The 16,426-nt window shown below is 34.3% G+C and carries 17 protein-coding genes; 16 read left to right on the top strand and 1 reads right to left on the bottom strand.

What is annotated here, in order from left to right:
* Nucleotides 1-44 precede the first annotated feature (44 nt).
* Nucleotides 45-1,304, top strand: coding sequence for an MFS transporter (locus NJT12_RS16820; RefSeq protein WP_271337092.1), 1,260 nt, complete (start codon nt 45-47; stop codon nt 1,302-1,304).
* Nucleotides 1,305-1,679: 375 nt separating this feature from the next.
* On the opposite strand, the gene NJT12_RS16815 is transcribed toward NJT12_RS16820, so the two are convergent.
* Complete coding sequence (locus tag NJT12_RS16815; RefSeq protein ID WP_271337091.1) at nt 1,680-2,396, bottom strand: hypothetical protein; 717 nt, start codon at nt 2,394-2,396, stop codon at nt 1,680-1,682.
* Between the two features lie 305 nt (nt 2,397-2,701).
* Between NJT12_RS16815 and NJT12_RS16810 the strand changes: the two genes are divergently transcribed.
* The 15 genes from NJT12_RS16810 to NJT12_RS16740 all read left to right on the top strand — a co-directional run bounded on the left by NJT12_RS16810 (nt 2,702) and on the right by NJT12_RS16740 (nt 16,259).
* Entirely contained in the window at nt 2,702-3,622 is a 921-nt protein-coding gene (locus NJT12_RS16810) for a J domain-containing protein (protein ID WP_271337090.1), read from the top strand.
* Nucleotides 3,615-3,920, top strand: coding sequence for a chaperone modulator CbpM (locus tag NJT12_RS16805; RefSeq protein WP_271337089.1), 306 nt, complete (start codon nt 3,615-3,617; stop codon nt 3,918-3,920). Before NJT12_RS16810 ends, NJT12_RS16805 begins: the two co-directional genes overlap by 8 nt.
* A 291-nt stretch (nt 3,921-4,211) precedes the next feature.
* Nucleotides 4,212-4,598 carry a RidA family protein gene (locus tag NJT12_RS16800; RefSeq protein ID WP_271337088.1) on the top strand — a complete coding sequence of 129 codons (387 nt, stop codon included), beginning with the start codon at nt 4,212-4,214 and terminating at the stop codon, nt 4,596-4,598.
* A gap of 132 nt (nt 4,599-4,730) precedes the next feature.
* A complete protein-coding gene (locus NJT12_RS16795) occupies nt 4,731-5,966 on the top strand; it encodes a voltage-gated chloride channel family protein (protein WP_271337107.1) in 1,236 nt (411 codons plus the stop codon).
* Nucleotides 5,967-6,418: 452 nt separating this feature from the next.
* The gene (locus NJT12_RS16790) at nt 6,419-7,423 is read left to right on the top strand and encodes a DHH family phosphoesterase (protein WP_271337087.1); all 1,005 of its coding nucleotides are present in this window, start codon (nt 6,419-6,421) and stop codon (nt 7,421-7,423) included.
* 6 nt (nt 7,424-7,429) lie between these two features.
* Nucleotides 7,430-8,083 (top strand): gliding motility-associated peptidyl-prolyl isomerase GldI, encoded by a 654-nt coding sequence (gene gldI, locus NJT12_RS16785; protein ID WP_271337086.1) that lies wholly within the window; start codon nt 7,430-7,432, stop codon nt 8,081-8,083.
* A 16-nt stretch (nt 8,084-8,099) separates the two neighbouring features.
* Nucleotides 8,100-9,179, top strand: a complete 1,080-nt coding sequence (locus NJT12_RS16780; RefSeq protein WP_271337085.1) for a peptidylprolyl isomerase — start codon at nt 8,100-8,102, stop codon at nt 9,177-9,179.
* A 41-nt stretch (nt 9,180-9,220) separates the two neighbouring features.
* Nucleotides 9,221-10,363 carry a peptidylprolyl isomerase gene (locus NJT12_RS16775; protein WP_271337084.1) on the top strand — a complete coding sequence of 381 codons (1,143 nt, stop codon included), beginning with the start codon at nt 9,221-9,223 and terminating at the stop codon, nt 10,361-10,363.
* Nucleotides 10,364-10,575: 212 nt separating this feature from the next.
* Nucleotides 10,576-11,472 carry an EamA family transporter gene (locus tag NJT12_RS16770; protein WP_271337083.1) on the top strand — a complete coding sequence of 299 codons (897 nt, stop codon included), beginning with the start codon at nt 10,576-10,578 and terminating at the stop codon, nt 11,470-11,472.
* An 87-nt stretch (nt 11,473-11,559) separates the two neighbouring features.
* A complete protein-coding gene (locus tag NJT12_RS16765) occupies nt 11,560-11,916 on the top strand; it encodes a DoxX family protein (protein WP_271337082.1) in 357 nt (118 codons plus the stop codon).
* Between the two features lie 30 nt (nt 11,917-11,946).
* Nucleotides 11,947-12,654: an aquaporin Z gene (gene aqpZ, locus NJT12_RS16760; protein WP_271337081.1), complete on the top strand. Its 708-nt coding sequence runs from the start codon at nt 11,947-11,949 to the stop codon at nt 12,652-12,654.
* Between the two features lie 32 nt (nt 12,655-12,686).
* Nucleotides 12,687-12,929, top strand: a complete 243-nt coding sequence (locus NJT12_RS16755; protein WP_271337080.1) for a GlsB/YeaQ/YmgE family stress response membrane protein — start codon at nt 12,687-12,689, stop codon at nt 12,927-12,929.
* Between the two features lie 143 nt (nt 12,930-13,072).
* Nucleotides 13,073-13,900, top strand: a complete 828-nt coding sequence (locus NJT12_RS16750; protein ID WP_271337079.1) for a sterol desaturase family protein — start codon at nt 13,073-13,075, stop codon at nt 13,898-13,900.
* Nucleotides 13,901-14,020: 120 nt separating this feature from the next.
* On the top strand, nt 14,021-14,299 hold the full coding sequence (locus tag NJT12_RS16745) for a DUF2805 domain-containing protein (protein ID WP_213297686.1): 279 nt from the start codon (nt 14,021-14,023) through the stop codon (nt 14,297-14,299).
* Nucleotides 14,300-14,399: 100 nt separating this feature from the next.
* The gene (locus tag NJT12_RS16740; RefSeq protein ID WP_271337078.1) at nt 14,400-16,259 is read left to right on the top strand and encodes a M61 family metallopeptidase; all 1,860 of its coding nucleotides are present in this window, start codon (nt 14,400-14,402) and stop codon (nt 16,257-16,259) included.
* The last annotated feature ends 167 nt before the right edge of the window (nt 16,260-16,426 follow it).

Below are 16,426 nucleotides of genomic sequence, written 5' to 3'. Positions count from 1 at the left end.
GTTCATTTTAATACCTACACCTCAAATAAAAAGAAATATATTTTATGGATATCAATACTAATAAATCATACACCAAATATTACGTGATCGCATGGGTATTTGGTTTGGTTTTCTATTTTTTAGATTATGTAATACGCTCTGCTCCTGCAGTAATGCTCCCGGAGCTTTCTCATAGTTTTTCTGTCAGTGAGATAAGACTGGTAACCATAATTGGAACTTATTATTACACCTATTCTACCTGTAGTTTAATTGCAGGAATTGCTTTGGATCGTTTTGGAGCAAAATACTCGCTTTTTGCCGGAGCGCTTATTTTAGGAAGTGGATGTTTACTATTCATGATTTCAAGTCAATTTAGTGGTGTAACAGGACGATTATTTCAGGGCGCCGGATGTGCCTTTGCGTTTCCCGGTTGTGTATATCTTGCCAGTAAAGGTTTTTCGGCAAAATCTTTGGCGACTGCAATTGGATTTACACAATGTTTTGGAATGCTTGGAGGCTCAGCAGGACAATTTGTTGTAGGGCCTTTGATTGAAAAAGGAATGGATATTAATACCTTTTGGTTATCCGTTGGAATCTTTACTATCATTGTTGCTTTTGGACTTTGGTTTATAACTCCTGCAAACAGAATTGAAGAAAAGACAGTACCCGATCAAAAGAAACAAGGCATATTAAGTCCTTACAAAATTGTTTTTAGTAATCCGCAATCATGGTTATGCGGTATAGTTTCAGGATTATTATTTGCGCCTACAACTATCTTTGCCATGACGTGGGCCGTTGACTTTTTTCAGAAAGACAGAGCTTTAGATTTTCATACGGCAACAATTTCTAGTGCAATGGTAGCTTTTGGCTGGGTATTCGGATGTCCGCTATTGGGATATATTACAGATAAGATAAAAAAACGAAAACCCGTCTTAATATTTGGTGCAGTAATGATGATTTTAAGTTTCGTCCAGCTATTGTATTTCCCGGACGTGCTTCCTGTAAAAATCAGTATGTTTTTATTAGGCGTCGCTTCCGGAGCCGCAATGATTCCCTATTCTATAATCAAAGAAGCGAATCCCGATCATGTAAAAGGAAGTGCTACAGGAGCTATTAACTTTATAACTTTTGGAGTTACAACACTTTTAAGTCCATTATTCAGTCACCTATTTGGCAAAACCCTTGCAAGTAATCTTGATAAAACGCTTCATTTTCAGCAAGCAGGTTTATTCTGGATTATAGGAATCTCAATTGCTGTTATAGTAAGTTTTATGCTGAAAGAAACCGGTGAAGAGAAAAATGAACTTGTCATTGCAAAAGAATAAGCAAGAGACAGAAAATACAATTGAAACACATAGAAACATAGCTATTTGAAACCCAAAACCAGACGATTCGCTTATTTATAATACATCCCATCCCGACGTTCGATTTCATTAAGTTAAGTTTTTTTTGAATTGGCTCCAGCTTTAGCTGGAGTTAATATAATATCAATCTGAATGGCTTTAACCAAAAATACTTGATTTGGCTAAAGCCATCTTATTACGCGTATTCAATACTAGTAAATAAACTAAACGATTAAAAATCAAGCGACTATTTGTTTGAAAATTGGTTGGTGATAATTGCCTTAAAAAAGCTTAAATTAATGACATTGACCAAAGCCCAGGGACTATGTTTTTTTTATGTAAAAGCAATTAGCTGTTTTATTCTTCTTTAGTAACTACTATCGAAGCTTTAAAACCTGCTGCAAGATTGTCCCAATAATCATTGGTAACCAATTGTCCTTTGTCATCATAAACCCTGATTTCGGCAGTATTTCCACCAAGGGAACCAATATTTAACGCTTCAAAATCTAATTTATTAAAGCCGTTGTCCAGCATAATCTTGACTTCTTTAAAATTGGATTCTAAAAATATCTGGTCTTTAATCACTTTATCATTAGAAGATACTTTTACCAGGTCACCATCGATTGCACCAAAATCCCTTAGTTTCACAATAAAAAATTTCGATTTTGTTCTAAAATCTCCTAACGAAATATTTCGCCTCACCAATTGTCCACGACCTTCTTTTAGTCCGGCATCTTTTAATGCTTTGTCCAGATCTTTCTCCATTTTAGGTACAAAACGATCTCCCGGATTGGCAAATTCAGTTTCTGTAGACATGGTAAATTTACTTTTCTCTGCTCCTACCTGCAATTGAGATTTGGGAGTAATACTGGTATGTTCAAAAACATTTGGCGTCTTAATACTTGGCATATCCATATTATCAGCCTGAGGATCTTTGACTTCCGGCAAAGGCACTTTTTTGGGTTTTGCACTAAACTTAGGTGCCGGAATACTCTTGAATTTAGTACTAAATTCAGTTTGAGCTGATACGGTGACAGCTGTAAAAAATAATATGAAAAATAAAATGTGCTTCATTGAAAAAGTATTATCGAATCGGCTTTTATAATTTTTATAAAATCAAAGTATAGCATCACAAAAATAGCATAATTTAGTTTGGCTCTACAACTTTAAGACTATTATAACAATATATTAGGCAATTTTTTGGAATCAAAAAACCTGCCAAAAAACAAGAAGCCCAAATTAAAATCAAATATTACCAAAAACAGCATCCGATTTTTTTATCCGATTTTTTATATTAAAAAGAGCTTCATGATTTTGATAATTAGCAACTTATTCCTTAACTTCAAGGCTTTAATTTATCTTTATTAAAACACAAGCAAATGGATTACATTGACTATTATAAAGCATTAGGAATCATGAAATCAGCTACAGAAGCTGAGATCAAAAAAGCATATCGAAAATTAGCCCGCAAATATCATCCTGATTTGAATCCGAATGATAAGGAAGCCGAGAAAAAATTCAAGGAAATAAATGAAGCAAATGAAGTTTTGAGTAATCCTGAAAATCGCAAAAAATACGATAAATACGGAAAAGACTGGAAACATGCTGATGAGTTCGAAAAAGCTGGTTACGATCCTAACCAGCAACAATATTCAAGACAACAACAAGACGGAGGTCAGAGTTATTCAGATTTTGGAGGCGATTTTGCCGGTGGCGATTTTTCTGATTTCTTCAATTCTATGTATGGTTCTGCAGGAAGGAGCTCAAGAGGACAGGCAAAATACAGAGGACAGGATTTTAATGCCGAATTACAATTAGATCTTACAGCTGCTTATACAACTCACAAACAAAACCTGACTGTAAACGGTAAAAATATCCGAATTACAATTCCGGCAGGAGTTGAAAACGGGCAAATTATAAAAATTCCAAATCATGGTGCACCGGGAGCAAACGGCGGACCTAATGGCGATTTATACATTACTTTTTCAATTGAAAATAACTCCGATTTTAAACGAGAAGGCAATAATTTATACGCCGATGTTGATCTTGATCTATACACCGCAATATTAGGTGGAGAAATCTATGTAAATACTTTTGATGGAAAAGTAAAAATAAAAGTAGTTCCGGAAACTCAGCCGGGAACGAAGGTTAAATTGAAGGGAAAAGGTTTTCCTATTTATAAAAAAGAAAATCAATTTGGAGATTTATACATCACGTATACCATAAAAATCCCAACAAACTTATCCGCAAAAGAAAAAGAATTATTCCAGGAATTAGCTAAATTAAGAAATCATGAATAGTAAAAACTTAATTCAAATAAAACAGTTTTGTCTGTATCACGAAATTGACAATACGTTTATAACAGATTTACACAATTATGGGTTGGTGCAAATTATTATTCTCGAAGAAGACGAATATCTACAACCTGAACAATTGCCAGCTGTCGAGAAAATGATCCGCCTTCATTATGATCTTAAAATTAACTTAGAAGGTATTGACGCGATCGCCAACTTATTAAATAAAATCGAAGTCCTGCAACAAAATCTTACAGCTACTCAAAATAAACTTCGCCTTTATGAACACTATCAAATAGAATAAGGAAGATATTTTGTTCAAATTAATTTTAACACATAGAAACATAGCTATTGTTGGTGTAAAAGAGGCGTTATATCTATATTTCTATGTGTTAAAACATTTTTTTAGCATTACGCTCAACAGGCGAAGAAAAATAATTCTGTCCCCAAAAAATATCACAAAAAAGAATGATTTACGAAGGGATTTCAAATGAATCGTACTCCTTTTCATCCTCATATTTTATAAATTGCAGCGAAATTAACTAACCTGAATTTGATTTTAAAGAAATAAAACAAATTCTATAAAATAGAAGAAATGAAAAGAGAAAATATCTTAACAGGATCACCTTGGGAAGACAAAATGGGATATTGCCGTGCGGTAAGAATTGGCAATATCATCGAAGTTTCTGGAACTGTAGCAATTGTTGATGGCGAAAAAGTAAAAGCTGACGATGCTTATGCTCAAACCTATAACATCCTGGAACGTGTTGAAAAAGTTTTGGAAGATCTGAATGTTGGAATGAAAGATGTCATCAGAACCAGAATCTTTACAACGGATATCACTTCTTTTGAAGAAGTGGCAAGAGCTCACGCTTCATTTTTTAAAGATATAAAACCTACAACGGGTTTTTATGAAATCAGTAAACTGGTGGCACCTGAATATTTAGTTGAAATTGAATTTACAGCTGTAGTGCAGGGATAATTTTTTTTTTGCTGCGAATATTTTTTTGCCACAGATTAAAAGATTTAAAAATATTTTTTGGTTTTTTTTTAATTAAGAGGCTTTAATTCGTGAAAATTCGTGAAATTCGTGGCAAAAAACTTTTTACAATTAATGGTATTTTCAAAACTAAAAGATATATTCCTGACCACTTTCAAATGGATTTTGATATGCATTTTTATAGGTGTTTTTTCAGGATCTGCGTCTGCGTTTTTCTTAGTTGCCCTGGAATGGGTTACACAATTTAGAATTCACCACGACTGGATTATCTGGCTTTTACCTTTTGGAGGATTATTAGTGGGGCTGAGTTACTATTATTGGGGCGAATCTGTTGTAAAGGGAAATAATTTATTATTGGAAGAATATGAAACGCCCAAAAAAGTTATTCCGTTTAAGATGGCTCCTCTGGTACTTTTAGGAACCTTACTCACACATTTATTTGGAGGTTCTGCAGGTCGTGAAGGAACTGCCGTACAAATGGGCGGCGCAATTGCTGACCAGTTTACCAGACTTTTTAATTTAGACAATGCTGAACGCAAAATTTTAATTATCCTTGGAATCAGTGCTGGTTTCGCATCCGTTTTTGGAACTCCTATCGCTGGAGCTATTTTTGCCTTAGAAGTTTTATATTTCAGCAAAATCAATCTAAAAAGTATTATCTTATCTTTTCTGGTGGCGTACACAGCTTATTTTACTGTCGAATTCTGGCAGATAAAACATACGCATTACAGCATTCCTGTCGTTCCAGAAATTAGCCCGACCACTTTATTTTATGTGATTATAATTGGCTTTTTATCTGGTTTGGCCGCTTTGCTCTTTTCGAGAAGTACTCACTTTTGGAGTTCTATTTTTTCAAAAAACATTAAATATCCCCCATTACGCCCATTTATTGGCGGAATTATTTTAGCGATTGCGATTGCAGGTTTTGGGTTTACAAAATTCGCCGGATTAGGCGTTCCGGTAATTGTAGATTCCTTTTCAAATGCCAACCCATGGTATGATTTCCTGCTTAAGATTTTGTTTACCGGATTTACTTTAGGAGCAGGTTTTAAGGGCGGAGAAGTAACTCCTTTATTTTTTGTAGGTGCTACTTTAGGAAGTGCTTTGTCATTAATTATTCCGCTGCCAATTGCATTCCTGGCTGGTTTAGGCTTTGTAGCTGTCTTTTCAGGAGCTACCCACACTCCTATCGCCTGCACGATTATGGGTATGGAACTTTTTGGCATTCAACCCGGGATTTTCATTGCTATCGCTTGTACAATCGCTTATTTTTCTTCAGGTTCTGTGGGAATTTATAAATCACAAATTGTTAAGGGAGCAAAATATAAGTTGTACCAGAAATGGTTTTAATATAGTTTTTTAGCCGCAGTTTTCAGTTTTCAGTCTCAGTCTCTTTCTTAGTCATAGTTACAGTCTCAGTTTTCAGTGCAAACTCAACGAATCATTTTATATTTTCAACACATTAAACACCAAACAATCAATTGAATATTTTGGATTTATAATTTTCTAACAAAATAAATCCAGCACTAAAAAATCCGTTTAAATCTGCGTTTTTGCTTTAGCGAATCTGTTTCATCCGCGTACCAATTTAAATTCCAAAAATTAAATTCCAAATTCCAAAAGAAACCAAATTAATCTTCTTTCCATTTCTTTTTTGAATCTCTGCGATTTCTTTGAGAATCTCTGCAAAATAAAATTTCAAAACCTACAATTTACATCTTACAATTCACAACCGACATAAAAGTGTGTTAATCTGTAAAATGATTTCAACATTACATTAAAAAAATGTAAATTCGCACACTATGAAAATACAAGATATTCAAGCGATACAATTGTTACTCGCAACCCCAAAGAAAATCGCCATAATTCCGCATAGAGGTCCTGACGGTGATGCTATGGGTTCAACCTTAGGTTTATACCATTTTTTATTAAAAAACAATCATCATCCAACTGTGATTGCGCCAAACGATTTCCCTGATTTTTTAGCCTGGCTACCAGGTTCTGAAACGGTAAAAATCTTTGAAAAAGACACTGAAAACTGTACCAAAATATTAGAAGAAGCTGAGTTAATCTTTACACTCGACTTTAATGCTTTTCATCGTACGGGTGAAATGGAACATACTTTAACGAAGCTTACGGCTCCGTTTATTATGATCGATCATCATCAAAAACCGGATGATTATGCTGCCTATACGTATTCTGATACTTCATTTGGATCGACTTGCGAGATGGTTTATAACTTCATTTCTTTTTTAGGAAAAAAAGAAGATATCGACAAAACTATTGCAACATGCATTTATACTGGAATATTAACTGATTCTGGTTCATTTCGTTTTCCGGGAACAACGGGAAACACGCATAGGATCATTGCTGAATTAATTGATCTGGGAGTTGAAAATACACAGATTCCAATTTTATTATTCGATAACAGTTCATACAGCCGTTTGCAATTATTGGGTCGCGCATTACAGAATATGAAAGTGCTGGAAGCACATAAAACTTCATATATGTCGCTTACTCAGGCAGAACTGGATTCATTTAATTATGTAAAAGGTGATACTGAAGGCATCGTAAATTATGGCCTTAGTATAAAAGGTATTGTTTTTACTGCTATTTTTATCGAAAATAAAGACGAAAAGATCATCAAGATTTCTTTCCGTTCGCAAGGAGGTTTTGATGTAAACCAATTTGCAAGAGATCACTTTAATGGTGGCGGACATAGCAATGCTGCTGGTGGAAGATCAGAAGTTTCGATGGAAGAAACCCTGAAGAAGTTTGAAGATTTAGTAAATAAACTAAAAATATAACCTCATATGAACTACTTAAAACGAAGCATCTATACCCTGTTTTTTGCTGTTTTATTGGTAAGCTGTAAACAACACGAAGAAGCGAGACGCCCTATTTCTCAAGCTTCCGGTATTTTTATGAAAAAATCGGCTGACCGTAATAAAAAACTGGTAGCCAATGAAGAGGATGTGATTAAAAAAATAATCAAAAGTAATCCCAAGATAAAATATTACGCCACAAGAAAGGGATATTGGCTGTATTATGACGAACAAAATACGACAGATACTGCAACACCAAGAAAAGGAGATATCGCTTATTTTAATCTGGAAGTAAAAGACATAAACGGTAAAATTATTTACTCTGAAGCTGATCTTGGTCCGCAGACTTATTATGTAGACAAGCAAGATATCATGATGGGATTACGTGATGGTATTAAAATGATGCATAAAAATGAAACTGTAACATTCCTGTTTCCTTCGCATATTGCTTACGGATATCATGGAGATAACAAAAAAATAGGTCCAAATCAGTCTTTGATCTGTACTGTTACGCTTCGTAATTTTGTACCGGACCCAACAGCAAAAACTGCACCTGCAACAGGACAAGTTCAAAATTCAGCACCAAAAACCGTAGCTCCAAAAGCTGCAGCCCCAACGAAAAAAGATACAATAAACCCATAAAAACAACATTTTAAAAATGAAAAAGAGTATTTTATTATTACTAGCTGTTACTGTTAGCTCATTATATTCTTGTAAGGACGAGCACAGCAACTTACCTGATGGTTTATATGCTGATATTGAAACTAATAAAGGACATATTATTGTAGAATTAGATTATAAAAAAGCACCTGTAACAGTGGCCAATTTTGTAACCTTGGCCGAAGGTAAAAATGAGTTTGTTGCAAAGGATTACTTAAAAAATAAACCTTTTTATAACGGACTAAAATTTCATAGAGTTATCGAGGATTTCATGATTCAGACCGGAGATCCAGAAGGAACTGGTTCAGGAGATACAGGATATAAGTTTAAAGATGAGATTACAGATTTAAAATTTGACAAAGCGGGTGTTTTAGCAATGGCTAATAATGGTCCGGGAACCAACAGCAGTCAATTCTTTATCACACATGTTGAGACTCCGTGGTTAGACGGAAAACATACGATTTTTGGCCATGTTGTAGAAAAAGGTCAGGAAGTTGTAAATCAGGTAAAACAAGGTGATACTATTGTTGCCGTAACTATTATAAGAAATGGAGAAGCTGCTAAAAAGTTTGATTCAGTAAAAGTATTTAGCGATTATTTTTCAGAAATTGCTAAAGAAAAAGGTAAATATAGCGGAGCTCAAAAAGAAAAAGTAGCCTATTTTGCTTCTGTGAAACCAAAAACAACTAAAACAAGTTCAGGTTTAGAATATTTAATTACCGAAAAAGGAACAGGTAAAAAACCTGCTGCAGGAGCTCAATTATACATTAACTATTCAGGTTTTCTTGAAGATGGTACTTTGTTTGACTCTAGCGTTGAAGACGTTAATAAAGCTTTTGGAAAATTTGATGCAGCAAGAGCAGAACAACACGGTTACCAGCCAATACCGTTTCAGGCAGGCCGTAAAGACGGTATGATTCCCGGATTTATTGAAGGAATCGAACAACTTTCATTTGGAGATAAAGCGATTCTTTTTATTCCTTCTCATTTAGCTTACGGAACAACCGGAGCCGGAGGAGTTATCCCGCCAAATGCGAACATTATTTTCGAAATACAATTATTAGAAAAGCCACAATAATTATATATAAAAGATTAACATAAACGTAAATCCTTAACATAATGAAGTTTAAATTTTTATTTTTATTTTGCCTGGCAGTAGTAAATATTCAGGCTCAGACAAAAAAGCCTGTGGCAAAACCAAAGGCTCCGGCAGCTAAAACTGCAGCAAAAGCAGCACCTGCTACAAATCCTAACGATGGTATTTTTGCCACGATATCAACTACAAAAGGCGACATCGTTTTATCTTTAGAGTATGTAAAAACTCCTGTAACCGTTGCTAACTTTATCTCTTTGGCAGAAGGAAATAATCCTAATGTAAAAGTAGAAAAACTTAAAGGCAAGCCTTTTTATGACGGTTTAAAATTTCATAGGGTAATCAATGATTTTATGATTCAGGGTGGAGATCCGGACGGAAATGGTTCAGGAGGCCCGGGATTTGCTTTTAAAGATGAATTCGTAGAAGAACTTAAATTTGAAAAAGGAGGCGTTCTTGCTATGGCAAATTCAGGGCCTGCTACAAACGGCAGCCAGTTTTTCATCACGCACAAAGAAACCCCATGGTTAAACGGAAAACATACTATTTTTGGTCATGTAGTTTCAGGAATGGACAATGTAAACAAAATTGTGCAGGATGATATTATGACAAAAATTACCATTACCAGAAAAGGTGATGCCGCTAAAAAATTCAATGCCGTAAAAGTTTTAGCAGATGATGCAAAAAAACAAGAAGCTAAAAAAGCTGATTCTCAAAAAGTAGTGACTGAAAAACTTGCTTATTTTGCTGCTAATAAAGCTAAAGCTACAACAACTGCATCTGGTTTAAAATATGTAATTACTAAAAAAGGAACTGGTATAAAAGGAGCTGAAGGATCAAACATTTATTTTCACTATGCAGGATATTTTGAAGATGGAAATCTTTTTGACAGCAGTATAGCAAGCGTAGCAAAAGCTTATGGTAAATACGATGCAAACCGTGATGCCCAAAAAGGATATCAGGCTTTTCCGTTTTCTGTAGGTAAAAAAGACGGAATGATTCCTGGTTTTATCGAAGCATTAGATATGATGACTGACGGAGAAAAAGCAATTTTCTTTCTTCCTTCAAACTTAGCTTACGGAGAAAAAGGTGCCGGAGGTGTAATTCCGCCAAATTCGACTTTGATTTTCGAAATCGAAACATATCAGACTCAACCTGCCGCAAAATAGTTTTTTTACCTTATCATAGAAAGTCAAACCCATCAAAATATAATTTTTTGATGGGTTTCTTATTTTCATGTAATCCTGTCAAATTCATAATTATACAATAGAAATCAAGTATAAAACTAAATGCATAATAATGTTTGTACTCATATTTTATTAAATCCTAAACAAAATAACTTACCTTTGCCGGCTTTAATTTTTTAATCAAACAAGTTAAGATGTCACAAAACAACGTATTAAAGGGAGTATTTTTAGTAGCAATAGGCGCTACAACTTACGGAATGTTAGCCACTTTTGTAAAAATGGCCTATACAGAAGGATACACCACTGCCGAAGTAACTACATCTCAATTCATATTAGGAATCATTGGTATTTTAATAATCAATGCATTCCAGAAAATTAAACACAAAGACAAAGTTAAAAAAGCAACCAAAAAAAATATTTTAAGCTTAATGATTGCAGGAACTTCGTTAGGAATGACAAGTTTGTTTTATTACTTAGCCGTAAAATATATTCCGGTTTCGATTGGTATCGTTTTATTAATGCAAACCGTTTGGATGGGTGTATTACTTGAAATGATTTTAGAAAAGAAACTGCCTTCTAAACAAAAAGTAATTGCTGTACTTATAGTGCTTGTTGGTACCGTTTTAGCCACCAATATCATTCATAATGATGTAGTTCTGGACTGGCGCGGCCTTGCATGGGGAGTTTTGGCAGCTGCATCTTTTACTACAACTATGTTTACTGCAAATAGCGTTGCTACAGAGATTTCGTCTGCACAAAGAAGTTTATACATGCTTTTAGGAGGTTCCATAATTGTATTTTCGTTTGCAATTGCTACTCAGGTTACTCCTTTTAACTTTGAGATTTTTATGAAATGGGGAATTATCCTTGCCTTATTCGGAACTATTATTCCTCCAATGTTAATGACTGCAGGTTTTCCCTTAACCGGAATTGGATTGGGAAGTATCGTTTCTGCACTTGAACTTCCTGTTTCTGTAATGATGGCTTATGTATTATTAGATGAACAAGTAATTCTTTCTCAATGGATTGGGATCGTTTTAATTATTCTTGCCATCATTATTATGAATGTAAATTTCAAGCGTAAAAATTAACTTATTTTATGTGTTGTTAAAAAAAAACTACTTGTAATGTAATAATTGTTAATTTTTTTATAAATTCGTGATAAACAATTACATATCATGAATTTACCCTGGCATTTATATTTAATGGCACTGCTCTATATTATTGCCGGACTAAATCATTTTCGAAACCCCGGAATGTACATAAAAATCATTCCGCCTTTTTTTTCAAACCCCAAATTAATAAATATTTTAAGCGGAGGTGCCGAATTTATATTAGGCATCCTTTTAATTGTTCCCTTTACTATGCATTTTGCTGCATGGGGAATTATAGCATTGTTAATTGCTGTATTTCCTGCCAATCTTTTCATGTATCAAAATAAAAAAGCAAGTTTTAGTTTACCAAAGTGGATTTTATTTGTACGCTTGCCCCTACAGATCGTTTTGATTTTTTGGGCATACCAATATACCCTTTAACAATCAACTATTAATTAAAATTATTTTATTATGAAAAAATTATTTGCAGAGTTTTTTGGAACTTATTGGCTAGTTTTTGGAGGTTGTGGAAGCGCTCTTTTTGCCGCTGGAGTTCCTACGTTAGGAATTGGATATGCTGGTGTTGCGCTGGCTTTTGGTTTAACTGTTTTAACAATGGCATATGCCGTTGGACACATTTCGGGCGGACATTTTAATCCTGCCGTATCATTTGGTTTATGGGCCGGAGGAAGATTTCCTGCAAAAGATTTGTTACCTTATATTATTTCGCAGTGTATTGGCGCTCTTGCTGCTGCCGGAACGTTATTTATTATCTGGACAGGTAAAGCTGGCCATGCAATCGACAATACAAAAGCCGGAGTCTTTGCCTCGAACGGATACGGAGATTTTTCTCCTGATGGCTATTCATTGCAATCTGCTTTTATAGCTGAATTTGTGCTTACTTTATTTTTCTTATTGGTCATTCTTGGTGCTACAGATAAGTTTGCTAATGGCAAATTTGCCGGTATTGCAATTGGTTTAGCACTAACTTTAATTCACTTAATCAGTATTCCAATCACGAATACTTCTGTAAACCCTGCAAGATCTTTATCGCAAGCGATATTTGCTGGTGGACAACCATTGTCTCAAGTCTGGTTATTTTGGGTTGCACCAATTTTAGGAGCAATTGTAGCCGGTTTTCTGTATAAAACATTATTACAGAATCACGATCCGGCTTAATCAAATCTACTTGTAACTTAAAAAAAAATCATATGGCATTCTTGTATTTTTTACTTATAGGAGCAATTTCCGGATGGCTGGCTGGTCAGATCTGGAAAGGAGCAGGATTTGGACTGCTGGGTAATATTATTGTTGGAATTGTTGGCGGAGTTATTGGTGGCTGGATCGCCGGTAATCTTGGTATTGGAGGCGGAGGTCTTCTTTGGCAAATTTTAATTGCTGTTGGAGGCGCCTGGGTATTATTGTTTATAATAAGCCTCATTAAAAAATCATAAAATATTTCACACTATAATTTACATTTTAAAGAGAAAATCGAATATATTTATATTTGGTTTTCTCTTTTTTATATGCCAATAATTCAGAACAATCTACTCATAACAAACAGATTAAAACTTTATTAATCTAATTTTTTTAATTTATGAATGATATTACAGCATATTTTAGTACGATCCCGTCTTTGCACCGAAGCTTAATTTTGGTTGGCGGAATCACTGTGTTTTGGTTAATAGAAAACACTTTCCCATTGTTTCAAATGAAATATCAAAAGTGGCAGCACGCAGGAATTAACTTCTTTCTGACATTTACCACTATAATTGTCAATTTTGTTCTTGCTTTCATCCTGATTCAAACTGCAAATTGGGCAACTAAAAATCATTTTGGAATCCTGAATTGGCTGCCTCAAATACCAATATGGCTTTACATCATTATCGGATTACTTTTATTAGACCTGATTGGAGCTTATTTAGCACATCTTGTTCAGCACAAGATAAAATTTTTATGGAGGTTTCATATTGTACATCATACTGATACCTGGATTGATACAACAACTGCCAACAGACATCATCCCGGAGAAAGTGTCATTCGTTTCGTTTTTACAACTCTGGGTGTATTAATAGTAGGAAGCCCAATGTGGATGGTATTCTTATATCAAAGTTTATCTGTTATTTTTTCGCAGTTCAATCATGCGAATATTTCTTTACCCAATAAATTAGATATTTTTTTAAGTTATTTTATCATTTCTCCCAATATGCATAAAGTTCATCATCATTATGTGCTGCCCTACACAGATAGCAATTACGGAAATATTTTTTCGGTTTGGGATCGTCTTTTTGGCACTTTTACCACCTTGCCAAAAGAAGAATTAATTTATGGATTAGACACTCACATGACAGCCGAAGAGAACAATAAATTGAAAAATTTATTGCAAATTCCGTTTCAAAAATCAAGATCCATAAAAAACAGTTAAAATCATTAAAAAAAAACTCCCACATCGCACCAACTAATTATTTTTTTTATTAATATTGATACTTAAATTGAAAATCAATCTATTAATCATTAACACCTATTTTGAATTAATTTTCACGTGATGAAAAAGAGTAACCGTAAAGAATTGAATTGGGAACAAACCGAAAAACTTGTTTCGTTAGCCTTAGAAGAAAAAAATCCATTTGAGATCATTAAAAAGGAATTTGGATTGGCAGAAAAAGAAGTTCTGGAAATCATGAAAAAGAAGATGCCACTTGAAAAATTTGAGATGTGGAAAAAGAAGGCAGTTGCAAATAAACCAAAACCAAAACCCGTTAAAATAGATGATTTTGATGAAGATTTGGATGGTAAATATTATATAAAAAACAAACTAGACTAAGACAGAACTCCTGAAATTCAGGAGTTTTTTTTATATTTTTAATGTCAATGTAACTTTTTCAGACATTACAAGTCAAATACAAATAACTAAACGCAAACAAATGAAAAAAATACTTTATACCTTGGTTCTTGCAGTAACACTTTGGAGCTGTAAAACAGGAAGTTCATCCGGCGCTGCAAAAAGCAATGTTGTAGATGTTACCATTAATCTTATCGATGTAAAAGACGATAAAGTTTTGGTAACTGTTACGCCTCCACAAATCAAAACCGACGAAATAATTTATAGTATCCCTAAAACAGTTCCGGGCACCTATTCTACAGATAACTACGGTAAAAATTCAGAAGATTTTAAAGCTTTTGATGCTAAAGGAAATCCTTTGACAGTAAAAAGAATCGATGATAATTCATGGTCGATTTCTGATGCAAAAAAATTAAAAAAAATCACTTACTTAGTAAATGATACTTTTGATACTGAAAAAGGAACGGGATTTGGTAATGACGATATTTTTTCGCCAGCCGGAACCAACATTAATGCAGGAATTAACTTCATGATCAATACACACGGTTTTGTAGGTTACTTTCAGGATAAATTAGATATTCCGTACAAAGTTACCATTACCCACCCTGAAACACTTTGGGGAGCAACTTCAATGACAGATGAAGATGCCAGCAATACAAGCGACGTTTTTACGACACCTCGTTATGCAGTTCTGGTCGAAAACCCAATCATGTATTCTAAACCGGATTACACCACTTTTAACGTAAACGGGATGGATATCCTGATCGCTGTTTACTCTCCTACCGGAAAATTTACTGCTGAAAGTATTACCCCGGAAATGAAAACCATAATGACGGCGCAAAAAAACTTTTTAGGCAAAGTAAATGCAACTAAAAAATATACCGTTTTATTGTATTTGTCAAGTATGGCAAAAGATGATGCACACGGTTTTGGAGCTCTTGAACATCCTACAGCAACTACAGTTGTTCTGCCGGAATCTATGCCAAAAGAAAAACTGATAGAATCGATGAAAGATGTCGTTTCTCATGAGTTTTTTCATATTGTGACTCCACTTACTGTGCACTCAAAAGAGATTCAGTATTTTGATTATAACGCACCAAAAATGTCTGAGCATTTATGGATGTATGAAGGTGTAACAGAATATTTTGCGAATCTTTTTCAAATCAATCAGGGTTTAATTGATGAAAACGAATTCTATACCCGTATTGCAGGCAAAATCGAAGAAGCAAAAACGTTAAACGATACCATGTCATTTACCAAAATGAGTGCAAACGTATTGGTACAGCCTTACAAAGACCAATACTTAAATGTGTATCAAAAAGGAGCTTTAATTGGGATGTGTATTGACATTATCATCAGAGAAAAAAGTAATGGCGAACGAGGTATTCTGGACCTGATGCATAAATTAGCAAACGAATATGGTGTTGAAAAACCATTTAATGACAATGAACTTTTTGCTAAAATTACAGAATTGACTTATCCTGAAGTTGGCGAATTCTTAAATAAATATGTAGCAGGAACAACGCCAATTCCATACGATTTTTATTTGGCAAAAGTGGGCGTTACAAAAGCGTCTGAAAAAGTTCCGGCATCAATTTTCATCAAAGGACAAACTCCTTATATTGGTGTTGATCCGGCGACTAAAATAATAAGCGTACGTCCTGATGTTGACCTGAATGTATTCTTTACGAACTTAAAGCTTAAAGCCGGCGATGTAATCGTTGCTGTAAACGGAAAAACATACAACTTAGATAACATTTACGACTTGATTTCTGAAAGTGAAAACTGGAAAGAAAACGATCCGATTACGCTTAAAATAAAACGTAATGGTAAAGAAGAAACTGTAAAAGGAACCGTGAAAGTACCATTTGAAGAAAAAGAAACTTTTAAAGCAACTGATGCTTCAAAAGAGAAACTTAAAAATGCATGGTTAAAAGGATAATTTCTTTTCATCTGAACATAAAAAAACCGACAAGTGATTGTCGGTTTTTTTGTTTATTTAAGTCCTATTTGTCATTTCGACCGAAGGGAGAAATCACACTAGAAATTCCGCAAAGTAGTTCGCCAATCTTTGTCGATTTACGCGTGTGATTTCTCCCTTCGCTCACT

This window comes from Flavobacterium azizsancarii (assembly GCF_027980145.1).
GTDB lineage: Bacteria > Bacteroidota > Bacteroidia > Flavobacteriales > Flavobacteriaceae > Flavobacterium > Flavobacterium azizsancarii.
This window is presented reverse-complemented; position numbering and strand designations above follow the sequence as displayed.